The organism is Sphingobacterium siyangense, assembly GCF_023277505.1.
GTDB classification, from domain to species: domain Bacteria; phylum Bacteroidota; class Bacteroidia; order Sphingobacteriales; family Sphingobacteriaceae; genus Sphingobacterium; species Sphingobacterium siyangense.
In genome coordinates, this window is record NZ_CP080574.1 from 3,651,741 (window position 1) to 3,674,050 (window position 22,310).

The 22,310-nt window shown below is 41.7% G+C and carries 21 protein-coding genes and 3 tRNA genes; 16 read left to right on the top strand and 8 right to left on the bottom strand.

The features are described from left to right. The 6 genes from glmS to K2F45_RS15115 form a co-directional block, all read right to left on the bottom strand. Nucleotides 1–1,842 carry a glutamine--fructose-6-phosphate transaminase (isomerizing) gene (gene glmS, locus K2F45_RS15090; RefSeq protein ID WP_075992901.1) on the bottom strand — a complete coding sequence of 614 codons (1,842 nt, stop codon included), beginning with the start codon at nucleotides 1,840–1,842 and terminating at the stop codon, nucleotides 1–3. 150 nt (nucleotides 1,843–1,992) lie between these two features. Next, a complete protein-coding gene (locus tag K2F45_RS15095; RefSeq protein ID WP_248931757.1) occupies nucleotides 1,993–5,175 on the bottom strand; it encodes an efflux RND transporter permease subunit in 3,183 nt (1,060 codons plus the stop codon). Between the two features lie 64 nt (nucleotides 5,176–5,239). Then, nucleotides 5,240–6,295: an efflux RND transporter periplasmic adaptor subunit gene (locus K2F45_RS15100; protein ID WP_088161778.1), complete on the bottom strand. Its 1,056-nt coding sequence runs from the start codon at nucleotides 6,293–6,295 to the stop codon at nucleotides 5,240–5,242. Nucleotides 6,296–6,309: 14 nt separating this feature from the next. Further along, nucleotides 6,310–7,653, bottom strand: a complete 1,344-nt coding sequence (locus tag K2F45_RS15105; protein WP_075992904.1) for a TolC family protein — start codon at nucleotides 7,651–7,653, stop codon at nucleotides 6,310–6,312. A 28-nt stretch (nucleotides 7,654–7,681) separates the two neighbouring features. Then, complete coding sequence (locus tag K2F45_RS15110; RefSeq protein ID WP_088161779.1) at nucleotides 7,682–8,281, bottom strand: TetR/AcrR family transcriptional regulator; 600 nt, start codon at nucleotides 8,279–8,281, stop codon at nucleotides 7,682–7,684. A gap of 169 nt (nucleotides 8,282–8,450) precedes the next feature. Further along, complete coding sequence (locus tag K2F45_RS15115; RefSeq protein WP_075992906.1) at nucleotides 8,451–9,122, bottom strand: NUDIX hydrolase; 672 nt, start codon at nucleotides 9,120–9,122, stop codon at nucleotides 8,451–8,453. A 185-nt stretch (nucleotides 9,123–9,307) separates the two neighbouring features. Between K2F45_RS15115 and pfkA the strand changes: the two genes are divergently transcribed. From pfkA to K2F45_RS15180, 13 genes are all read left to right on the top strand, one after another. Then, entirely contained in the window at nucleotides 9,308–10,285 is a 978-nt protein-coding gene (gene pfkA, locus K2F45_RS15120) for a 6-phosphofructokinase (protein WP_075994837.1), read from the top strand. Nucleotides 10,286–10,302: 17 nt separating this feature from the next. Next, complete coding sequence (locus tag K2F45_RS15125; protein WP_075992907.1) at nucleotides 10,303–11,154, top strand: hypothetical protein; 852 nt, start codon at nucleotides 10,303–10,305, stop codon at nucleotides 11,152–11,154. A gap of 4 nt (nucleotides 11,155–11,158) precedes the next feature. Then, on the top strand, nucleotides 11,159–12,157 hold the full coding sequence (gap, locus tag K2F45_RS15130; protein ID WP_070561154.1) for a type I glyceraldehyde-3-phosphate dehydrogenase: 999 nt from the start codon (nucleotides 11,159–11,161) through the stop codon (nucleotides 12,155–12,157). Nucleotides 12,158–12,333: 176 nt separating this feature from the next. Further along, nucleotides 12,334–12,409 (top strand) — tRNA-Phe (locus K2F45_RS15135). 50 nt (nucleotides 12,410–12,459) lie between these two features. Continuing rightward, a tRNA-Gly gene (locus tag K2F45_RS15140) sits at nucleotides 12,460–12,532 on the top strand. A gap of 5 nt (nucleotides 12,533–12,537) precedes the next feature. Continuing rightward, a tRNA-Leu gene (locus K2F45_RS15145) sits at nucleotides 12,538–12,622 on the top strand. 190 nt (nucleotides 12,623–12,812) lie between these two features. Beyond that, nucleotides 12,813–13,142: an ArsR/SmtB family transcription factor gene (locus K2F45_RS15150; RefSeq protein WP_075992909.1), complete on the top strand. Its 330-nt coding sequence runs from the start codon at nucleotides 12,813–12,815 to the stop codon at nucleotides 13,140–13,142. Between the two features lie 39 nt (nucleotides 13,143–13,181). Next, nucleotides 13,182–13,751: a DUF6428 family protein gene (locus K2F45_RS15155; protein ID WP_248931758.1), complete on the top strand. Its 570-nt coding sequence runs from the start codon at nucleotides 13,182–13,184 to the stop codon at nucleotides 13,749–13,751. Between the two features lie 15 nt (nucleotides 13,752–13,766). Then, entirely contained in the window at nucleotides 13,767–14,186 is a 420-nt protein-coding gene (locus K2F45_RS15160) for an arsenate reductase ArsC (RefSeq protein ID WP_248931759.1), read from the top strand. Between the two features lie 22 nt (nucleotides 14,187–14,208). After that, on the top strand, nucleotides 14,209–15,282 hold the full coding sequence (gene arsB, locus K2F45_RS15165) for an ACR3 family arsenite efflux transporter (RefSeq protein ID WP_248931760.1): 1,074 nt from the start codon (nucleotides 14,209–14,211) through the stop codon (nucleotides 15,280–15,282). Between the two features lie 45 nt (nucleotides 15,283–15,327). Beyond that, entirely contained in the window at nucleotides 15,328–16,236 is a 909-nt protein-coding gene (locus K2F45_RS15170) for an SMP-30/gluconolactonase/LRE family protein (RefSeq protein ID WP_248931761.1), read from the top strand. 163 nt (nucleotides 16,237–16,399) lie between these two features. After that, a complete protein-coding gene (locus K2F45_RS15175) occupies nucleotides 16,400–16,738 on the top strand; it encodes a YciI family protein (protein ID WP_248931762.1) in 339 nt (112 codons plus the stop codon). A gap of 5 nt (nucleotides 16,739–16,743) precedes the next feature. Beyond that, nucleotides 16,744–17,979, top strand: coding sequence for an RNA polymerase sigma factor (locus K2F45_RS15180; protein ID WP_237241692.1), 1,236 nt, complete (start codon nucleotides 16,744–16,746; stop codon nucleotides 17,977–17,979). An 88-nt stretch (nucleotides 17,980–18,067) separates the two neighbouring features. Here the strand turns inward: K2F45_RS15180 and K2F45_RS15185 are convergent, their stop codons facing one another. Then, nucleotides 18,068–18,664 carry an FMN-dependent NADH-azoreductase gene (locus K2F45_RS15185; protein ID WP_248931763.1) on the bottom strand — a complete coding sequence of 199 codons (597 nt, stop codon included), beginning with the start codon at nucleotides 18,662–18,664 and terminating at the stop codon, nucleotides 18,068–18,070. A gap of 141 nt (nucleotides 18,665–18,805) precedes the next feature. Beyond that, a complete protein-coding gene (locus K2F45_RS15190; RefSeq protein WP_075992916.1) occupies nucleotides 18,806–19,759 on the bottom strand; it encodes a hypothetical protein in 954 nt (317 codons plus the stop codon). A gap of 126 nt (nucleotides 19,760–19,885) precedes the next feature. Here K2F45_RS15190 and K2F45_RS15195 point away from each other — a divergent pair, with 126 nt between their 5' ends. Genes K2F45_RS15195 through K2F45_RS15205 form a run of 3 tightly spaced genes read left to right on the top strand, consistent with a single transcriptional unit; the run spans nucleotide 19,886 to nucleotide 22,303 of the window. Beyond that, nucleotides 19,886–21,007, top strand: a complete 1,122-nt coding sequence (locus tag K2F45_RS15195; RefSeq protein WP_248931764.1) for a hydroxymethylglutaryl-CoA reductase — start codon at nucleotides 19,886–19,888, stop codon at nucleotides 21,005–21,007. A gap of 1 nt (nucleotide 21,008) precedes the next feature. Continuing rightward, nucleotides 21,009–21,590: a CDP-alcohol phosphatidyltransferase family protein gene (locus tag K2F45_RS15200; protein WP_075992917.1), complete on the top strand. Its 582-nt coding sequence runs from the start codon at nucleotides 21,009–21,011 to the stop codon at nucleotides 21,588–21,590. Between the two features lie 2 nt (nucleotides 21,591–21,592). Continuing rightward, nucleotides 21,593–22,303: a phosphatidate cytidylyltransferase gene (locus K2F45_RS15205; RefSeq protein ID WP_083663652.1), complete on the top strand. Its 711-nt coding sequence runs from the start codon at nucleotides 21,593–21,595 to the stop codon at nucleotides 22,301–22,303. The last annotated feature ends 7 nt before the right edge of the window (nucleotides 22,304–22,310 follow it).

A 22,310-nucleotide genomic window follows, 5' to 3' on the forward strand; every position in this document is an offset into this window, starting at 1 on the left:
TTACTCTACAGTTACCGACTTCGCCAGGTTACGTGGTTTGTCCACATCCAAGCCTAGCTCTACACCAATATAATACGATAGCAGTTGCAATGGTACAACCGAAATCAATGGAGCAATGATCTCATCGGCCTCCGGAATTTCCATAAAATCATCCGATAGATTTTCTGAAACAGCATCGCCTTTGGTAACCACCGATATAATCTTTCCTTTACGCGCTTTGATCTCCTGAATATTTGAAACAATCTTCTCGTGATAAGCATCTTTTGTAGCGATAAAAACAACCGGTAAGTTCTCGTCAACCAATGCAATAGGCCCATGCTTCATTTCTGCTGCAGGATAACCTTCGGCATGGATATAGGAAATTTCCTTGAGTTTAAGCGCACCTTCCAAGGCAACCGGGAAATTATACCCCCTACCCAAGAAAAGGAAGTCTCGGGCATCTTTGTACTTTTTGGCGATGGTTTTGATTTTATCAACCTGCGTATCCAAAATCCACTGGACCTTTTCAGGCACCTCATTTAATTCCTGTGCAAGTTTTTGATAACGTTCTTCGCTGATCGAGCCTCTCAAAGAAGCAATCTTTAAGGCGATCAGGTTCAATACAGTCAACTGTGCCGTAAATGCTTTTGTACTCGCCACACCGATTTCAGGTCCAGCATGTGTATAGGCACCTGCATCCGAAAGTCGTGCGATAGAAGATCCAACAACATTGACAACCCCCAATATAATAGCGCCTTGTTTTTTCGCATTTTCCAACGCAACCAATGTATCAGCCGTTTCACCACTTTGGGAAATCGCCAAGATAACATCCCCTGGATGAATAACCGGATTACGGTAGCGGAATTCCGACGCATATTCAACTTCTACATTAATACGGCATAATTCCTCAATAACATATTCTGCAATAAGTCCGGCATGCCAGCTCGTACCACAGGCAACAATCACAATGCGATTGGTATTGCTGATCTCATTCGCAAATTTTTCAATGCCACTCAATGTAATCTGATGGGATTGCAGATCCAGACGTCCACGCATGGAGTCAAAGATCGTTTGCGGTTGCTCGAAGATCTCTTTCAACATAAAGTGATCAAAGCCACCTTTTTCAATAGCCGACAACTCCAGATCCAATTTTTGGACATAAGGCGTGATGCGCTCATTACCCAGATTTTTAAGGATCAACTCCTCCGGAGTGATAATAGCCAATTCGTAGTCATTGATATAAACGACTTCTTTGGTATATGCTAGCATCGGGGAAGCATCTGAACCCAAAAAATGCTCATTTTTACCGATACCAATCACCAAAGGACTTCCTTTACGCGCTGCAATAATACGATCCGGATGACCAGCCTCCAATACAAGGATCACATAGGCCCCTACGACCCGTTTCAAAGCAATACGAATCGCTTCTTCTAAAGAACATTCATTCTGCACTTGGATCTCTTCGATAAAGTTGACCAGAACCTCTGTATCGGTATCACTTTTAAATGTATAACCTTTATTGATTAATTCTGATTTTAAGGAAGCATAGTTTTCAATGATGCCATTATGAATCATCGCAATACGCCCGCTATTGGAATAATGCGGATGTGCATTCCGATCAGAAGGCTCACCATGGGTAGCCCAACGGGTGTGGCCTATCCCTGTGGTCGACTGTAGATCTTTGCCATACACAAACTCCTCCAAGTTTGCGACTTTACCTGTCTTTTTGTAAACATCGATCTGCTCACCTTTATGCAATGCCACTCCAGCACTGTCATAACCACGGTATTCTAACTTTTGTAATCCGTCAATGACGATACCATACGCCTGACGATAACCTGTGTATCCTACAATTCCACACATGTATGTCTCAATTTTAAGTGTATATTTTGTTAATGCGCCGCAATGTAATAAAAAATATCTACGCAATCGATTGATTAACCTAGAATTAACACAAAAAAGGCGGCTAATGTTTTATTAGTCGCCTTTTTCTATTGTAAAATGTATTATTTTTTAGTGTTCTGCCACATCTACATGGTCATAATCTTCCTTCATCAAGGCTTCATAATTTGTTTTTTCCTTCTTGCCAAAACGACGTTGAAGACTGTCAAAAATGGAGTACACCACTGGTACAACAACCAGGGTTAAAAATAAAGAAGATAACAAACCACCGATGATAACAATCGCAAGACCTCTATTCATATCGGCACCGTCTCCAGTAGCGATTGCAATAGGAATCATACCAAATACCATGGCAATTGTCGTCATTAAAATCGGACGAAGACGTGCATGATTGGCTGCCACCAATGCATCGTGCGTGTTATCGCCAGCTTCCTTACGATGGTTGGCAAAATCAACCAGCATGATCGCATTCTTGGCCACTAGACCAATCAACATGATGATACCCAAAATCGTAAAGATATTCAAGGTCTGATTTCCCAAAGCCAAGAACAACAGGGCTCCGATAAACGACAATGGAATCGAGAACAAGACCACAAATGGTGTGATAAAACTATCGTATAAAGCAACCATTACCAAATATACTAGGATAATAGATGCCAATAAGGCAATTCCCAAAGTACCAAAACCTTCGGTTTGGTTCTCCATGTTACCACCCCAGATAAAGACGATTCCCGGTTTACGCGGCAATTTTTCAAACTGTGCCTGCCACTCTTGCGCTACGGTACCCATCGGTCTACCGATGGCCTGTCCCTGAATGGATACTGCCGGCGACTTGTCGCGACGTTCCAACAAAGTAGGTCCCGAGCCATAAGTTACATTGGCAAATTGATCCAAAGAAATGGAAGCACCCTGATTATTGATAAATTTCAGATCACGCACGTTGTCGATATTGGCACGACCATTTTCCGCATAGCGGATATTGATATCGTACTCATTATCGCCGGCTCTGTATTTGTTATCCGTGTTTCCTGAAAATGCCGTTTGCATCGTCATACCCACAGTAGAGACATTCAGCCCCAAAGAGGTCATTTTATCACGGTCGATCTTCACATTGATCTCGGGGTTTCCCGCTTCAGAAGTCAATTTGACACCCGCTGCTCCAGGGATCTTGCGCAATTGATCTGCCGCCTTCTCCGCAAATTCCTGTGCATCTTCGACAGAAGCACCTATAATGGTCAGCTTCAATGGCGCCTGCTCCGCTCCCATGATACCCACATTGACCGTTTTGATTTTTGCACCGATCAGTTTATTTTCGAGTTCACGCTTCAGCGTCGCTGAATATACCTGTGAGTTGCCTTCAAAATTTTCTTTGTCGAGGATCACGTGGATCTCCGATTTGTAACGCGAACCCGTTGTCGAGGCCATACCGTCCGAAGACTGCCCCACTGTCGTAATAATTTCTTTGACATCGGGTTTCGATTTAATATAAGCTTCCGCTTTCTGCGTCAATAAGTTGGTCTTCTCCAGGGAAGCGTCTTTATCGAGTTCCAACTGGATGAAAAACTCCTTACGGTCGATACTCGGGAAGAAGTCCGAACCGATATAACCCATACCGACCAAAAAAAACGATGCCACAAGCAAACCAATAGCCAAAAACAAAGTAGCTAGTTTTGTACCAACGTTTTGTAAAGCCCATGTCAATAATCCTGCAACCCAATGTGTGAAGCTGTTCAAACCGCTTTCAAAGCCATGAATAATACGGCCAAAGAAAGATGTTTTGCTCAAGTGCTCCAATTTACCGAAACGCGAGTATAACCAAGGTACTACCGTAAATGACACCAATAAGGATAATAAAGTCGAGATGATTACAGTCACACAGAATTGCGCCAGGATATTGGCCACCAAGCCCGTAGACATAGCGATCGGAAGGAACACCACCACGATAACTAAGGTGATCGCCGTTACCGTAAATCCAATTTCCGAAGCACCATCAAATGCTGCACGAACCTTGTTTTTACCCATCTCCATGTGACGGTGAATATTCTCGATAACAACGATCGCATCATCCACGAGGATACCTACCACCAGGGATAAACCTAGTAAAGACATCAAATTCAGGGTATAGCCCATCAAAAGCAAGCCAATAAAGGTAGCAATCAAAGATAAAGGAATCGCCACCATGGTGATCGCCGCATTACGTAAACTCTGCAAGAAGAACAACATGATAAAGCCCACCAAGGCAATGGCAATCATTAAGTCGTGGATCACGTTATCGGCCGCATTCAATGTAAATTCTGAAGAGTCATTGGCCACCAGAATTTTAATATTCTGTGCCGCATAATCCTTCTCTACACCACTAATTACTTTTCCACTTTTATCGTGTACAGCAATCGTTTTCTTGACCGCTTCGGACACCGCTACCGCATTTGCATCAGACTGTTTAAAGACCTGCAATAAGATTGTATTCTGACGGTCCAGACGAGCTACTTTTTCAATCTCTTTGATACCATCCCGTACATCGGCGATATCGCGCAGATAGATCTGCACCCCTGCCGGCGTTGTGATCGGAAGGTTACGCAGCTCCTCGATCGAAGTTACTTTACCCGAAAGACGGATGGTTGTCCGGTTATCGCGGGTACTTACGTTACCTGTCGGGAAATCGAGATTGGATGCAGCTACTATTTGCTGTACCTGAGAAATTGTCAGTCCATAACCTTCAATTTTCTTCGGATCTACAGAGATCTGGATTTCACGCTCCTCACCACCGATCAGGTCTACTTTTGCAACACCATTGATCCGCGCAAAGACCGGCTGGATTTTATTATCCAAAAGATCATAGAGTTCTTTTTCCGATAAGTTGGACGTGACGGCCAAACTCATGATGGCCACATCATCCAGGGAGAATTTGGAGAGTGAAGGTGTCTTTACATCATCCGGCAAATCGTTGATCACGGCATTGATTTTCCGTTGAGCATCGGTAAGCAGGAAGTTGACATCCGCACCGTTGTTGAGGGTAATCATGACAATCGATACCCCTTCCAACGAAGTAGACTCCACCTTTTTGATACTTTCTAGGGATGAAATGGCATCCTCTATTTTTTTGGTCACCGAACTTTCAACCTCTGCAGGTGAAGCTCCCGGATAGACCGTCTGTACCGTAATGACGTTAATTTCAAATTTAGGGACCAATTCATAGCCCAATCGCGTATAAGAAAACAACCCGCCTAATGTCAGTATTATAAATAATACGATAATTATACTGGGGCGTTTTATCGATATTTCGGTAATTTTCATTCGAATAATTTATTTTTAATAGCCATGCAACCGGGGTTGCATCTGCTACTGATTACAGTATGCTCTATTTAATAATCTCTACAGGGCTTTGGTCAAATAGATTGATCTGACCCGAAACAATCACCTGATCGCCATTTTGCAAACCACCTAAGATCTCGATGTAATCACCAAAGTTTCTACCCGATTTGACATTTGTTTCGATTGCTTTACCGTTTTTCAGCACAAAGATCTTGTTGTCGCTCACACTACCCACAAAAGCATTTCGTGGTACGATCAATGTATTGCTGGCAACGCCCTCGCCGAAGATGGCCGTGCCATACATACCAGCACGCAATTGGTTCGATGCATTATTTACCTCGATTTCAACCGGGAAATTTAAGCTACCGTCCGATTTAGGTGCGATAAATGTTACTTTACCGGTAAAGCGTTGATCTGCATACACACTCGCTGTCACATCAACAGATTGACCGATCTTTAAGGTAGCTACATTCTTTTCGTCTACATTGACACGCAATTTCAAGGTCGCTACATTCACAATATCGAAGGCCGCAGCACCGACATTCAGGTAAGTCCCCGGTTCGATTTTACGTGAATTGATAATACCCGATACCGACGTTTTTATGGTTACATCGCCAGCATTTAATTTAGAAGCTTTTAAGTTATTTTTCGCATTCTCAAATTGCAATTTCACCTGATCTAACTGTTGTTTGGTTACACCTCCCGTAGAAAAAGCACTTTCAAAACGATTCAGATCAGCCTGCGCATTGGTATATGCCGCTTGCGCATTCGCCACGTTAACATTCAGTTTATCACCCTCGATGATTGCCAAAGTCTGTCCCGCACTCACATGCGAACCCTCATCAACCAATACTTTCACTACCCGGCCGGCAGTTTCAGCCGAAACAGTTACTTCCTGTTTCGGAGAAAATGTTCCGTTAGCAGTATAGCGTAAATCCATGGAAGATACTTTTGCTGTATCGATACGCACAGCAATAGCCACATTTTTTTTGGCTACTTCCGCAGTTTCGGCTTCGTTTTTCTTTTTATTCTTATTTAACACAAAAAATATTCCTGCTAAACCAGCAGCAATAATAAGTAGGGTAATAATTCCGCGTTTCATATTGTATTAGTCAATTATTCGTTAATGAGTGATTTAAGTTTTCCATTTGCTTTGATCAGCTGAACTTCAGCAATTTTATAATCCAGCAAGGAAGTGTTTAAATTATTTTGTGCATCTGCATAAGCGTTTTCTGCATCCAAAAGATCAGTCAATGTCGCTAGACCATTTTTATAGTTGTTGTTTGTATCTTCCAATACCGATTTCGCCAAATCCACATTTTTGCGATTCGACTCGATCGTCAACAAGGAGTTTTTGATCTGAACCTTTGAATTCTCTGCTGCCATACTTAAGGCCAGTTTCGTATCAGCAATATCCACCTGTAACTTATCAATATCAATTTGCGCCTGACGAACTTTCGAACGTGTCAGGAATCCGTTGAAAATAGGAACGGTCAGATTAAGTCCGATACCCGAAAAGCCGGACCAATTTACACCTTCAGCTTTAGAAAATATTGGGAAAACAGGTCCCAAACCCTGTCTTCCATAGTTGGCAGTCAACGACAGCGTCGGATAATATTTGGAGATCTCTGCTTTTTTATTTAATTCAAGCAATTCATTTTGTTTTGCCAACACCTGAATCTCCGTCCTGTCAGAAACGTCTAGCGGATTATATACAGCATCTAAGGCAACGGTCTCAAAGGTGGAGCTCGGCATGGAAATCTGCTCCGACATGGACATGCCAATCACAAATTTCAACGCATTTTCCTTTAGCTCAACAGCATTTATCAGCTGTTGTCTAGAGGCTTTTAAATTCGTCACGGCAACGTTTGTACGGTCCAAATCAATCTTCTTGGCTAACCCATTTTTAAACAACCCCTCGATAACATCCCTTGTTTTTGTTGTGCTCTCCAAGTTGTTATCTACAGTTTTCAATTGCAATTTGGACTGATAAACATCATAATAACTATTTGCCACTTTCTCAATCAACTGCTCATCTGTTAAAGTCTTGTTGACTACATAAAATTCGCGTGTAGTTTTAGCAGCCTTCAATCCAGTAAATACCGTTTGATTAAACAGCTGTTGGTTTAAACTTATTGAATTTGTGGATTGCCATTTTTGTCCAAAAGCTGCCATCACGGTTGTCCCTGGCTGACCAACAAGCTCTCCTGGTAAAGCAACTTTTTGGATCATTGGATTGTAGGTAATTCCACCATTAAAATTCACTTGTGGCAATGCGCCTGATTTAACTTCCGCGATTTTATGTTCGGCATTTATGACATCGAGTCCTGCCTTTTTCGCATCAGCTTTGTTCTGCAAAGCAAATTTAATCGCATCACTTAAGCTCAATTGTTGCTGTGCATGACTCTGGAAAACCATCGTACCTAATAAAAGGCTGGCTAGTATTCTGATTGTTTTCATTCCTAATTTATTTGTCCTAATTTTATATCTACTTTTTATTTATACCATTAAAAAACAGCTTGGTAGCCAGCTTTTGTTTCTGCAATACTTCATCAAACCGATCCTGATTTGGAATCCCCGAAATGATATCGGAAATATTGCACATCAAGGATAAGCTTTTCATCAATTCCACATAGATTTCGGCTGTTTCATAGAGATGCTCCCCATCGATTTCACCTTTTTCGGCACCGATCTGAAGGATCTCAAACAAGGCTTTCACATCGCGGTCGTGGAGACATTGAAAAAAATCCTGCATGGAAAGTCCCTTGATCCATTCCAGATTTTCGTTCATGTGCAGCATATAGTATTTCCGGACGAATGCATCGCGCAGTTCCAGTATTTTCATGATCAGCTCGTAAGTGGTGCCCACGTGCACCGCCACCATCTTCTCCTCCTCTTCCCTATATTCATCTGTCAAACGCACAATCACATCCCGTATAAGTGCATTCTTTTCCGAATAATAGTAGTACAAATTCGCTTTGGTAATTTTTATATCCTCCGCAATTTCATTCATCGTAGTCTTACTAAAACCGTAATGCATAAAGCGTCTTATCGCCGCATGAATGATTTGATCTTTTCTATCTTCCATTCTTCAAAAAACTCCTTTCTACTTTCTGACTTTTATCAAAAATTGTTCAAAAATATAAAAAGTAACATCTTGGGCAAAATAAATTTTGAAATTGTAATAATTTTGATATTAACCTGACAACAAAAAAGGCAAACTCTCGAGTTTGCCTTTTATTATACGAACAGATCTGTTAGAATGCGACCGTGTTCTGAAAATGTTTTAAGAATTTTCGTTTATCCAGTTTATAGAGCCGTGCTGCGCGATAGGCAACTCCAGTCTGCACTTCGTCGAGCTCTTTTAGAAAGCCATAATTTTGCATTTTCTTTCTAAAATTGCGTTTATCGAGTGGTTTATTCAAGATCCCCTCATACACCAGCTGTAACTGTGTGAGGGTAAATTTTTCGGGCAGCAACTCAAAAGCAATCGGCTTATAAGCAAGACGCCGCTGCAATCGCTCCAGACAGAGGTCCAAAATCTGCTTATGGTCAAATGCCAGTTCAGGTACATTCCGAACGGGAAACCATTTCGCCTGCTTCATATAGTTTGTAACAGGTTTGGTTTTCAATTTGGTATTGTCCAGCTGCACGAGGGCGTAATAGGCCACCGTCAGAATGCGCCCCTTTGGATGCCGTTTTAATCCGGCAAAGGAATGCAGTTGATCCATAAATACATCTTTCAAACCTGTATTCTCATACAAAATTCGTTTTACGGCATCTTCCATCTCTTCGTCATTATCCACGAAAAAACCTGGCAATGCCCACCAATCCTTAAAAGGATATTCATTTCTTTCGGCCAAAAGAACTTTTAATTCTCCTTCGTGAAAGCCTAATATGACACAGTCAACGGTAAAATTACTATACAAAACTTCTAAATTTATTTATGTGCAATATACTGAGCTAAATTTAGCGGTTACTAATCATCGGGTTATCTGTAACAATTATACGCTTCCTAAACGTGATGCGCAAAAAAATATTGAAAAATTTATTCAAAGTGTAGAATATACACTATAAAAATCTTATATTCGTAAAACCTAAAATATAGCGTGTGATAAAAGAAATTAAAAAAATAGGTGTATTAACGTCGGGAGGTGATGCTCCTGGTATGAATGCCTGTATTCGTGCTGTTGTTCGAACAGCATTACATAAGGGATTGCAAGTAACGGGTATTTATCAAGGATACCAAGGTCTGATCGATGCAAATTTCATAGAAATGGATACGCGTTCGGTCAGCAATATTATACAACGTGGTGGTACGATATTAAAAACAGCGCGTTGCATGGAGTTCAAGACGCCGGAAGGCCGTCGAAAAGGCTATGACAATCTGATCGCTGCCGGTGTGGATGCATTGGTGGTTATTGGTGGTGACGGTACCTTTACAGGGGCTAATTTTTTCTCCAAAGAATTTGAGATACCTATTATAGGTATACCTGGTACAATAGATAATGACCTTTACGGTTCTGATTATACCATCGGTTATGATACGGCCAACAATACAGTCATTGAAGCTATTGATAAAATCAGAGATACTGCGGCGTCACATGAACGTCTTTTCTTTGTTGAAGTAATGGGCCGGGATTCAGGTTGTATTGCGTTGAATGCAGGTATTGCAGGCGGAGCCGAAGCAATCTTACTTCCAGAGAAAGAAACGGCCATTGACGATTTAATCCGTCATTTAGAAGACGGCGCCATTAAAAAGAAATCGTCATCTATTGTTATTGTTGCAGAGGGCGACCAAAATGGTGGTGCTTATTATGTCGCAAAAAAAGTAAAAGAAAAGTTTGATCATTACGACACGAAAGTTAGTATATTAGGGCATTTGCAACGAGGTGGTTCTCCAACGAGTTTCGACCGCGTGCTTGCGAGTAGATTGGGCTTTGCTGCTGTCAATGAATTATTGGCCGGAAACACACGAGTTACTGTTGGGCTTCGTGGTAATGAAATCAAGACAACTCCAATTGAAGAAGCAATCAGCAATAAGGAAATTAAACTTAGCCCTGATTTATTGGAAATGGCTGAGATTTTATAATCATAATTTGAACAGACATGATAGCAGTAGTATATAGTGGATCTCGATTTTCAGACTGGAGATTGGCCGACAAGGGGCGGATCACTACGGGGTTCCGCATGAACGGGATCAATCCTTATCTTCAAGATGAGCGCTCCATACTACAGCATTTGCATAAAAACACCAACCTGATCAACAACGCCGAAAAAATCAGACGGATCTATTTTTTCGGAGCGGGATCTTCGTCGAAGGAACGTAAAGATAAAATAAAAAACGTCCTCGAACGTTTTTTCGTCAATGCGCGCGTACGGGTTGATCATGATGTCATTGCTTCGGCAATTTCCACTTTCGGCGACGAAAGGGGAATTATTGGCATCATTGGGAGTGGATCAAATGCAGCTTATTATACAGGGAAAAAAATCATTGACAATAACTATGGTCTAGGTTATATTCTGGCCGATGAGGGGGCGACAAACTGGAATAGCCAGCAGCTGCTCAAACATTATATGACGGATACCTTACCTGTTGATCTGCGGGACAAACTGGAAAGAGAATTTAACATCGATAAGAAAACCATTTTGGAAAGGGTGTATATTTCCCCACAACCGACAAATTTTCTGAATTCATTTACCGACTTTGTCCTCGAAAATAAAGATCATCTATTCATTAGTCAATTGGTTAAAAATGGGCTTCGTACGTTTATAAAAACCTACATCAAGCCCTTAATGAAAGAATATCCGGACAGTGACGTAAACTTTACGGGTTCAGTAGCGTTTAATTATGAGCACTTGCTTCGGGAAGTTGCCACAGACGAATTTAATATCAGTATTGGTACTGTTGTAAAAGAACCGATACATAATTTAATTAAATATTATATCAATAAAAATTAAGAATATGAAAATTGGAATTAACGGATTTGGCCGTATTGGTCGTTTAGCATTTAGAGCGGCTATCAATCGTCCAGAAATTGAAATTGTTGGTATCAATGACTTAGTTGAACCAGATTATATGGCTTATATGTTGAAATATGATTCAACACATGGCAAATTTGACGGTTCTGTAGAAGTAAAAGACGGTAATTTGGTTGTTAACGGAAAAACTATCCGTGTTACAGCTGAGAAAGATCCGGCAAACTTGAAATGGAATGAAGTAGGTGCTGAAGTAATCATCGAATCTACAGGTTTCTTCTTGACTCAAGAGTTGGCTCAAAAACACATCGATGCAGGTGCTAAAAAAGTAGTGATGTCTGCTCCGGCGAAAGACGACACCCCTACTTTCGTAATGGGTGTAAACCACAAAGAATTGAAAGCTGATCAACACATCGTTTCAAACGCTTCATGTACAACAAACTGTTTAGCACCTATCGCTAAAGTATTAAACGATAAATTTGGTATCGTTGAAGGTTTGATGACAACAGTACACGCGGTTACAGCAACACAAAAAACTGTAGACGGTCCTTCAGTAAAAGACTGGAGAGGTGGTCGCGGTGCATACCAAAATATCATCCCTTCATCTACAGGTGCTGCTAAAGCAGTAGGTTTGGTTCTTCCAGAATTGAAAGGTAAATTGACAGGTATGTCATTGCGCGTTCCTACAGCAGACGTTTCAGTTGTTGACTTAACAGTACGTTTGAACAAAGGTGCTTCATACGAAGAAATCAAAACTGCAATGAAAGAAGCTTCTGAAGGCGAATTGAAAGGTATCTTAGGTTATACTGAAGACGAAGTTGTTTCTTCAGATTTCTTAGGTGATGCACGTACATCAATCTTCGATGCAAAAGCAGGAATTTCATTGAATGATAACTTCGTTAAAGTTGTATCTTGGTATGACAACGAATGGGGATATTCAAACAAAATCGTTGACTTGGTATTAGAAGTTGGTAAATTGTCTTAATCAACTCGACCAGTAATCCTATAAAGGGGCTATTCTACACGAATAGCCCCTTATTTTTTTTCCTTAAAAATCAGCAGGTTGGCGTTTAAACGCAAAAAAAAGCGCTTTTAGCTTTCGTAATTCAAATAATCCGTCTATATTTGCATCATCAATAAGGCAGACAGCTAAATTGAAAAGGTGCCATAGCTCAGTTGGTAGAGCAAAGGACTGAAAATCCTTGTGTCGCTGGTTCGAATCCAGCTGGCACCACCAAAAAGGAAGAACGCAAGGTTCTGACAGATTGAAAGAATAATAATTCCAATGCGAAAATAGCTCAGCTGGTAGAGCACAACCTTGCCAAGGTTGGGGTCGCGAGTTCGAATCTCGTTTTTCGCTCACCTGCCTAGGTGGTGGAACTGGTAGACACGCAGGACTTAAAATCCTGTTCCCGTTAAGGGAGTGCGGGTTCGATTCCCGCCCTAGGTACAAAAAGAGACGCCGAATATCGGTTGTCTCTTTTTTTTTATACCAATATAAACCCTTTGCCCCAAATTTAATATTAGGCCATTTCGAGTTCGATTTGAACGCAATACTACGATTAATATCATCGTAACATAATTTTTATGTTTCCAATTTGGGATTTTAGAAAAATTAATCGTAATATTGCAATAACATTATGGGACTTACTAAGACAGAAATATTCACAGAAGAGCAGAATCAGCTCGCCACAATGCTCAAAGCGTTGGGCCATCCTGCCCGTATTGCGATCCTTCAATCCATCATCCGTGCAAATTCGTGTATATGTGGTGATCTGGTTGAGGAACTAGGATTGGCACAGCCAACAATTTCCCAGCACCTTAAAGAATTGAAGAATGCCGGTATTATCCAGGGCACCATTGAGGGTGTACGGGTATGCTATTGCATTGAACCGAAAGCCTGGAAATTATTGAAAACAAACCTGGCAGCTTTCTTTGACTCTTATAAAGAGAACACAAACTGTTGCTAAAAAAATTTACATCAATTAATCGTTAAATTGCAATATAACATGAACAACTCCGCATTTATCAACTGGGAAACGTTTAAAACGCAGCTCCAGCAAAACCCGAATCAAATTTTACAATTTGAATATGCAGCAGGTAAATGGGTAGATCCCTCCTACCATATCACAGAAATCAAACAGGCTCCGATCGTATCCGTCGATTGTGGTGGCGTAATGAACTCCTGGACTGAAATCATTGTCCAACTATGGGAACCAAGGGAAACAGAAGAAGGCCGTGCAATGCAGGCAAGTAAAGCGATGTCTATCGTAGATATCGTTGAAAAGAAATTATCGCTTAATCCCAATGCTATTGTAAAAATTGAATTTGGCAACTCGCAGTTCGATACACGCCAAATGTATCCGGGTAATTTTACCGTATCCGGACAAGATTTAATCGTTAACCTTACTCCAGATTATACCCAGTGCAAAGCCATTAATCGAGGGGGAAGTTGTGGCACCACCTCAGCTGGAGAAGAATGCTGCGCACCCGTTGCTAAAGCCGAACCTGTAAAGCTGGAAATGGTTAATCTGGCTGCTGATGGACCCGTTTGTAAACCTGGTGGCGGCTGCTGCTAATCAAAACATTAAAAAATGGAAAAAATATTGGTACTCTGCACCGGCAACAGTTGCCGCAGCCAAATTGCAGAAGGATTTTTAAGACATTTCGCAGGTAGCCGAGCCGAGGTTTATAGCGCCGGCATAGAAACGCATGGCGTTAACCCTAAAGCTATTCAGGTTATGGCTGAAGCCGGCATTGATATCTCATCCCACACCTCTAATCATGTCAATGAGTATGCGGCAATAGACTTTGACCATGTAATTACGGTCTGTGATAATGCCAAAGAGAGTTGTCCATATTTTCCTTCAAGGGCTAAAAAACTACATTACAATTTCCCAGACCCGGCAAAAGCTACCGGGACGGAGGAAGAAGTTATGAATGAATTCAGAAGGGTACGTGATCTTATCAAAACATACAGTGCTGAATTTGTAGCGGAAAATCTCGACAAATAAACATACCCACTAACAAAAAAATATGTCAGCCAACAACTGCGCCCCAGCACATGAAAGGAAAAAATTGAGTTTCCTCGACCGATACCTTACCTTATGGATTTTCCTGGCGATGGCAATCGGAGTATCTATTGGATTCCTTTTCCCGTCTTCGTCTGATTTTATCAATTCTTTCTCAAGCGGCACCACCAATATTCCACTTGCTATTGGCCTGATCCTGATGATGTATCCACCACTTGCCAAGGTGAAATATGAAAATATGGGCAACGTATTTAAGGACACAAAGATACTGGGGACTTCCCTACTCCTGAACTGGATCATAGGGCCTATTTTAATGTTTATCCTGGCGATTGTATTTCTTCGGGGCTACCCCGAATATATGATCGGCCTTATTCTTATCGGGCTAGCCCGCTGCATTGCAATGGTCGTTGTATGGAATGAGCTGGCAGAAGGAAACCGCGAGTATGCTGCTGGACTCATCGCCCTCAATAGCATTTTTCAGGTTTTATTGTACAGCGTCTATGCTTATATCTTTATCACCGTTCTACCCCCAGTATTTGGGATGAAAGGTCTTGATGTCAATATTTCGATCGGTCAGATTGCGGAAAGTGTCGGAATTTATTTGGGTATTCCCTTTGCAATGGGCATAATCAGCCGTTATGGCCTGATTAAGTTAAATGGAGAAGAATGGTTCCAAAGCAAATTTGTGCCGCTGATCTCTCCCATCACCTTAATCGCGTTATTATTTACAATTGTAGTCATGTTCAGCCTGAAAGGTGAACTGATCGTTCAGATTCCTATGGACGTTGTCAGAATTGCGATTCCTTTGGTGATCTATTTTGCCATTATGTTCCTGGTGAGCTTTTTTATCGGTAAACGAATGGGCGCAGATTATTCCAAAAATGCAGCCATTTCTTTTACAGCTTCCGGTAATAATTTTGAGTTGGCTATTGCTGTTGCTATTGGCGTCTTCGGCATCAACAGTGGCCAGGCATTTGCCGGTGTTATCGGTCCACTCGTGGAAGTGCCCGCATTGATTGCCTTGGTCAATGTAGCTTTTTGGTTAAGAAAGAAATATTACAAAGGCCAGGTGATATAGCCCAAGAAAATTATTTATTGCCAGAAAATTGATAAATTAGTTGATATGTTCCATTCAGCTCATTCTCGCAGGCACTGGTCTACACTCCTGCTGTCCGTACTCTTCTCCTTAAATGGCTTAGACCTCAGCGCACAGTTGTTTCATCAGGACAGCCTAAAATTAATAGCCCGACAGTTTGCCTTTACCGAAGGGCCGGCAGTGGACAAAGCCGGGGACATCTATTTTACCGACCAGCCCAATAACAAAATCTGGAAATATAGCACCAAAGGGCAACTTTCGCTTTTTAAAGATTCTGCAGGCCGCGCAAATGGATTGTACTTTAACCATCAGGGTCAGCTCCTTGCCTGTGCCGACGAAAAGAACGAGATCTGGTCAATCAGCAAAGATGGTCAGGTTACCGTCCTGCTGACCGCTATCGACGGAAAGAAACTGAATGGTCCAAATGATCTTTGGGCAGACAAGAAAGGTGGCATCTACTTTACAGACCCCTTTTATCTGCGCGATTATTGGACCCGGAAAAAGCCAGAAATAGCGGGGCAGAAAGTCTACTACCTTCCTCCAGGAAAAGCGAAAAAACCCATCGTAGTAGCTGATGATGTAAGCAAGCCGAACGGCATTGTCGGCTCGCCCGATGGAAGATACCTCTATGTCGCAGATATCGAACGGAATAAAACGTATAGGTACACCATTGAATCTGACGGCAAGCTCAGCGGACAGACAGCGCTTATCGATAAAGGTTCTGACGGGATGACATTGGACCATCAAGGAAATATTTACCTAACGGGCAAAGGCGTCTTTATTTATAGTCCGACCGGTCTATTGATCGGCCATATTGAAGTAAATGAACCATGGACATCCAATGTCTGTTTTGGAGGTAAAGATCGTACGGTTTTATTTATCACCGCTTCAGCAGCCATCTATAAGATCCCCATGCATACCCAGGGAGTGGATTAATACCAGCAAAAGAAAAAAACATGCACCCGATATTTCGTAACTTGCCATACACCGCAGCGTTTTAAAATGGACTGTTTCCAATGTTATTTTTTCAATTATCAGCACAGATGTCCCCTTTTGTAATGCTCGATCGTTTGATGGTAAATACTAAAATTTAAAAACGATGAAAGAATTTATGCTAATCTTCAGACTAAAGGCCGGCGCTGATTTCAAGCCTTCTCCAGCACAAATACAGGAGCGTATGAACTGGCTGGCCAGTATCGCTGCTCAGGAAAAATTGGTGGATAAGGGAAAAACACTTTTACCGACGATCGACAGTGGACGACATATATCCGCTGATAAAGTAGTTACCGACGGTCCCTTTACCGAATTAAAGGAATACGTCAGTGGCTTTATTGTAGTGGGGACCGAAAACATTGATGAAGCTGTAGAAATTGCCAAACAGAATCCAATATTTAAAATTGGCGGAAGTATTGAAGTGCGTGAGCTCCTAAAATCCTAATTCCGTTGGAAAAGCCTACATCAACAGCTGAGTTGATACCAGGTCTGTTTCGCGACCTATATTCCAAAATGACGGCTGTATTATGCCGTCATTTTGGATTGTCCGACATCCAGCTTGCGGAAGATATTGCCAGCGATACATTTTTAAAAGCTTCGGAAGTCTGGCCGATTACCGGCATCCCAGCAAACCCCCAAGCCTGGCTCTACACTGTCGCCAAAAACAAGGTAAAAGATTACTTTAAACATAAGGCTGTCTTTGAACTTAAAGTCAAAGACAATATCTTAAAGGAACTGAATGAAAAGACGCTGCCAGACGACATAGACCAACGTACCATTAGCGACAGCCAATTGGCGATGCTATTTGCCATCTGTGACCCGATAATACCCATAGCGGGGCAGATTAGTTTAGCATTGCAGATCTTATGCGGATTTAGTATCCTAGAGGTCGCCCAGGCGCTGCTCACAAATAAAGAAACCATAAAGAAGCGCATATTTAGAGCAAAAACAGCCTTAAGGGATAGCAAATTTGAACTAAAAGAATTATCAGATAGCCAAATAAGCGCTCGCCTAGCCGCAGTATTGAAAACGATATATCTTCTCTTCAACGAAGGATATTATGCTCAACATGAAAATCACATCATTCGAAAAGAACTATGCATGGAGGCCATACGATTAGCTCTCCTGTTGACAGCACATGAAACAACCAACCTGCCACAGACCAACGCTTTAATCGCGTTAATGTGTTACCAAAGCTCGCGGCTTGATGCCCGAATGGATAAGGATGGGGCAATCGTACTTTTTGAACAACAGGATGTGCAACAATGGGATAGCGATATGATCGATCAAGGTAATTTCTACATGGTACAGGCGACCGATACGCAGGAAACCTCCAAATACCATATCGAAGCAGCCATCGCTTATTGGCACACCGTGGTGGATAACCAATCGAAATGGGAATACATTTTAAAATTTTATAATCAGTTGATTCTGATCGAATACTCGCCCGTGACGGCACTCAACCGGGCATTTGCCTATGCCAAGGTGTATGGCACAGAAACAGGTATCGAGGAAACAAAAAAACTTAATCTCATTAAAATGTCCCATTATTTTGGATTATTGGGCTACCTCTATCGGGATCTTGACCAAGTCGAAGCAATTGACAACTATACTAAAGCGCTGAATTTAGCTTCTTCATTAACTGAACAGGATGTTTACCAAAAACAAATCCTTGCGCTCCAGTGATAATCGATACCAGATCCCAAGGCAAAAGTCTTGAGATCTGGGCTGAAAACAACGGTTTAGGTATCAGCTTTATTCCCTTGTGTTGACCTCAGTGGGGAAAGTCAGCCAATATCGCGTTGTAATCGGGTGAAAAATTAGGAAAAGCCGTACCCTCTATCCGATACGTCTGGATTTTCGTTATCCCAACATAGGTTCGGAAGACAGCAACTAGATAATCCGCTATGTAGTCTTGTACCGGCGATGAACTTTGCATTCCACCGGAAGCAATAGCCAAATAGACATCTTTATCCGCGATAAGTCCAACACGATTACCGGTGCCATCATACGTGTAGGTAACACCAAAACGAACCAGTTGATCGATCCATGCTTTAAGGTGAGCAGAAATGCCGAAATTATGCATTGGCGTACTGATGACGAGCATGTCTGCCGCATTAATTCGCTCAATTAAATCATTCGCATAGGCCAATGACTTAATCGAACAATAATTTGGCGTATCTACTGGAGTATAAAATCCCTGAACCATCTCATGGGTATACAAAGGTGGAGGTGTATCAACCAGATCCCATGTGATCACGGAGATTGAGCCGTATTTTTTTCTGATACGATCGATAATTTCTTTGCCCAAATTTGTGCTATAGGAGCTGTCTGCTCTTGCACTTGATGTAATGTGTAAAATGGTCTTCATTCGTTTTAACTATTTTACGACTTAACGACCAAGAAAAACAAAAGGGGACACTCCATTCTCAGAAATAGCACCCAATCCGAACATCACTCTCGTTCCGATTACCCAATTCAACCTTAACGATGTACCAATCGCGCTCTCTTCTTACATTTCGTTATCCGCACTTACCTGTGCTTTATAGCGATCAATCTTTTGGTAAACTTTGTTAAAAAACATTTTCTTGTCCCGTGTTCCGGCCGTATTTAACAACCTGGAATTTTTGAGCTGATGCTGATAGAAATTGAAAGCGTGTCGGCAGCTGTCTTTATCATTGGTAATGAAATAGCCCAGCATCGTATGCGGAACGAATAATGACTTTCTGTCGTTATTTCCAACTAGGACGTTATTGTTTAAAATCAATAGCTCATGGTAGTAAAGCTGGTACTGGTCATTGTTTGGCACACAACTTTTCTCCAGTGAAAACAGCAGTTCTTTAAGCTGCTCACAGAGCATCTTTCCGTTTTCGGCGGTCAGTAAGCCGGCCTGGGAAAAATAGATGATCTGCTGGAGTGTACTGTTAATTGTGGTATCATTCCAGATCTCTTTCACCCGGATGGACGAATAATAATCGTAAAGCTTCTGGCCTCTACTATCGATGGGTGTTTTCGACAAAAAAGATTCGAAAGACAATTCCAAACCGTCTGGACTCAACAAATTGAGCCATACATATTTTTTGAATATAGACAAAAGCCCTGTATTGATGGTATAAAAGATCGGAATATCCTTTGCCGAGTAATACAGGTAGGTCTGAAGATTGGATTCAAACTCCGTTAACGATTTAAACGAATGCTCTAGATAATTTGACAGATCATTAAAGGACTGGATTTCCGCTGTTTTTTTTACTAAGATGTGATCACTTTGCTGAAATAGCTTATCCAAAGAAAGTGAAAAGCGATTTGCAAGCTGCACCGTCTCTCCTATTGAAAATTTGCTCTTCATTGAAATTCTGCGGTGCGCCGCATCATAACTAATATCAAGCGCGTCTGCAATCACCTCAATAAGAGATTTCGAAGGATCAATTTTCCGCTGTATTTCCTGAATCAACTTTTCCTGATACATAAGCCAATTATTATTTTGCGATAATCACAAAAATAAAAATTTATATTATTGTTTCCCACAATTTTAACTGCGATTATCACAATAACTTTGGAAGACAATAAACACATATTTTATTAAAAGCCAGCTATGAAAACCGTAATAAATAAACAAGAGGAATTAGCAAGCCGATTCCCGATCTTGACAGACACCCGTCTATCGCCATCGCTCTTCCAGGGCAACATTGAAAACTTCATCGGCATGAGTCAAGTCCCTACAGGGGTCATCGGCCCCCTTAAAGTTCATGGCACTTCAGCCAACGGAAATTACCATATTCCACTTGCCACAACTGAGGGTGCATTGGTTGCATCCTATCACCGCGGATCTAAAGCCTGTTTGCTCGCCGGCGGGATTACCTCGATCTGTCTGCAAGAAGGAGTTCAAAGAAGCCCCGTATTCAAATTTGAGAACATCAAGGATTTAAGTCTTTTCGTTTCCTGGTTCCTCGCAGAGAAAGAAAACTTTCAGGAAATCGTCAAACGCACAAGCAGATTTGCTAAGTTAACCGATACCCGCATACAGATTGAAGGCAACCATTTAACCATATCCTTTGAATATTTCACTGCCGATGCGGCTGGCCAGAATATGGTTACCATCTGCACAGAGGCCATCTGCCGCTTTATGATTGACTCTTGTCCTATTAAGCCCAGTCACTGGTTTATTGAGGGAAACAGCTCGGGAGACAAAAAAGCGACCGCCGCAGCTTTCAATCATGTCAGGGGTAAAAAGGTAACCGCTGAAATAACATTACCGGCCAACATCGTGTCCGAAATCCTTAAAACTTCAGCCGAGCTGATGGATCGCTATTGGCGTACGTCCACCATGGGTGTTATCCAAAGTGGAGCTATAGGTGCACAGGGGCATTATGCCAATGGATTGGCTGCTTTGTTTTTGGCAACGGGCCAGGATGTCGCCTGTGTTGCCGAAGCCGCAACGGGTATCACGCGAATGGAGCAGAATAAAGACGGATCACTCTATGCAGCCGTGACTTTACCCAATCTTATTGTCGGCACTATCGGTGGTGGAACAGCACTTCCGACCCAAAGAGAGTGCCTGGAAATGATGGACTGTTATGGCGAAGGGAAGGCCATAAAATATGCCGAAATAGCTGCAGCCCTTGCGCTCGCCGGAGAATTATCTATTGCCGCGGCCCTTTCGGCAGGTCATTTTACACAGGCGCATCAAAAATTAGGCAGAAAAAAATCACTATAAAATGGAAACTAAAAAAGAAAACAGATGGAATGTGCCCAATGCACTTTCCGCCTATCGTATACTGGCATTACCCTTTATCAGCTATGCCCTTTTAACGGCAGACAGGGATCTGTTTATCCTATTGCTGTCCATCAACCTGATCAGCGATATTCTCGATGGATTAATCGCCAGGCTATTTAACCTTCAGACGGAATTTGGTGCCAAAATAGATTCGATCGCAGATATCGGAACATACCTCATGGCATTCATCGGCATGATAACATTGGAAAAAGGATTTGTAATGGCCTATAAAATCGAATTTATCCTACTTATTGTCCTGTGGATTGTTCCCCAGATCTATGCTCTTATCCGATTTAAACGCTTTCCCAGCTTCCATTTATGGTCCTATAAATTAACAGGCTATCTCCAGGGGATATTTATCTTTAGCTATTTTGTACTCGGATTTAACACCTTTTATTTCCACCTGATGCTAACCGTAAGTTATTTGGCCTATTTGGAAGAATTGGTCCTCGTGATTATTCTCCCGAAGCTGCAATCCAATCTGAAAAGTATATTTCTTATCCAATTACAAAAAAAAGCTTGATTATGTATGTATTAATGGCGAATATAGTGTTGTTATTTTTTGGCATCGGAGCATTGGTCACAGGCTATCTCAATAAGAATAGTCAAGTTGCACAAACCAGAGAACGCTGGTTAAAACTGGGTTTTTACTTCCTGATTTTGATCCTTGTCTTTTTTTCCATTTATATGGACTATGTCAGACTTTTGGCTATTTGCATTGGAATAGCCGGTTTTTACGAAATTGTCAAGGCCCACCTATATTCAGAACGACCACTGCTATTCTTATGTCCCGTAGTGGTCCTTTACGTCGCTCTTATTGCTGCGTTTATAAACTTCGGGCACAGGGCATCGACAGAAAAGGTTTGTTTTATCTATTTTATGGTGGTGATTTTTGATGGATTCAGCCAGCTCTGCGGTCAATTATTCGGCAAAAGAAAACTTATTCCCTCGGTTAGTCCCAATAAAACTGTTGAGGGTCTAATTGGTGCTTTGGTCATTGCCACTGGCACCAGCCTTTTCCTCTTTCCATCCATCGACCTGTCCATCACGCAAACTTTAAAGACCGCCCTTTTTATTTGCTTTTCCGCATTGCTGGGCGACCTATTGGCTTCGTGGTACAAACGAAGCTGTCAAATTAAAGATTACGGCACCCTCATTCCAGGGCATGGCGGAATACTGGATCGATTTGACAGCTTTATATTCAGTGGAGCCATGTACGGACTAATTTATCTTTAAAAACAAG

Bases quoted from the DNA above. Each gene is read 5' to 3' on its own strand.
- K2F45_RS15160 (WP_248931759.1), top strand. From the start codon at position 13,767: ATGGAAAAAATATTGGTACTCTGCACCGGCAACAGTTGCCGCAGCCAA.
- K2F45_RS15195 (WP_248931764.1), top strand. From the start codon at position 19,886: ATGAAAACCGTAATAAATAAACAAGAGGAATTAGCAAGCCGATTCCCG.
- K2F45_RS15175 (WP_248931762.1), top strand. From the start codon at position 16,400: ATGAAAGAATTTATGCTAATCTTCAGACTAAAGGCCGGCGCTGATTTC.
- K2F45_RS15205 (WP_083663652.1), top strand. From the start codon at position 21,593: ATGTATGTATTAATGGCGAATATAGTGTTGTTATTTTTTGGCATCGGA.
- K2F45_RS15155 (WP_248931758.1), top strand. From the start codon at position 13,182: ATGAACAACTCCGCATTTATCAACTGGGAAACGTTTAAAACGCAGCTC.
- K2F45_RS15105 (WP_075992904.1), bottom strand. From the start codon at position 7,653: ATGAAAACAATCAGAATACTAGCCAGCCTTTTATTAGGTACGATGGTT.
- K2F45_RS15190 (WP_075992916.1), bottom strand. From the start codon at position 19,759: ATGTATCAGGAAAAGTTGATTCAGGAAATACAGCGGAAAATTGATCCT.
- K2F45_RS15200 (WP_075992917.1), top strand. From the start codon at position 21,009: ATGGAAACTAAAAAAGAAAACAGATGGAATGTGCCCAATGCACTTTCC.
- K2F45_RS15125 (WP_075992907.1), top strand. From the start codon at position 10,303: ATGATAGCAGTAGTATATAGTGGATCTCGATTTTCAGACTGGAGATTG.
- K2F45_RS15150 (WP_075992909.1), top strand. From the start codon at position 12,813: ATGGGACTTACTAAGACAGAAATATTCACAGAAGAGCAGAATCAGCTC.
- K2F45_RS15110 (WP_088161779.1), bottom strand. From the start codon at position 8,281: ATGGAAGATAGAAAAGATCAAATCATTCATGCGGCGATAAGACGCTTT.
- gap (WP_070561154.1), top strand. From the start codon at position 11,159: ATGAAAATTGGAATTAACGGATTTGGCCGTATTGGTCGTTTAGCATTT.
- K2F45_RS15095 (WP_248931757.1), bottom strand. From the start codon at position 5,175: ATGAAAATTACCGAAATATCGATAAAACGCCCCAGTATAATTATCGTA.
- K2F45_RS15100 (WP_088161778.1), bottom strand. From the start codon at position 6,295: ATGAAACGCGGAATTATTACCCTACTTATTATTGCTGCTGGTTTAGCA.
- K2F45_RS15170 (WP_248931761.1), top strand. From the start codon at position 15,328: ATGTTCCATTCAGCTCATTCTCGCAGGCACTGGTCTACACTCCTGCTG.
- arsB (WP_248931760.1), top strand. From the start codon at position 14,209: ATGTCAGCCAACAACTGCGCCCCAGCACATGAAAGGAAAAAATTGAGT.
- K2F45_RS15185 (WP_248931763.1), bottom strand. From the start codon at position 18,664: ATGAAGACCATTTTACACATTACATCAAGTGCAAGAGCAGACAGCTCC.
- glmS (WP_075992901.1), bottom strand. From the start codon at position 1,842: ATGTGTGGAATTGTAGGATACACAGGTTATCGTCAGGCGTATGGTATC.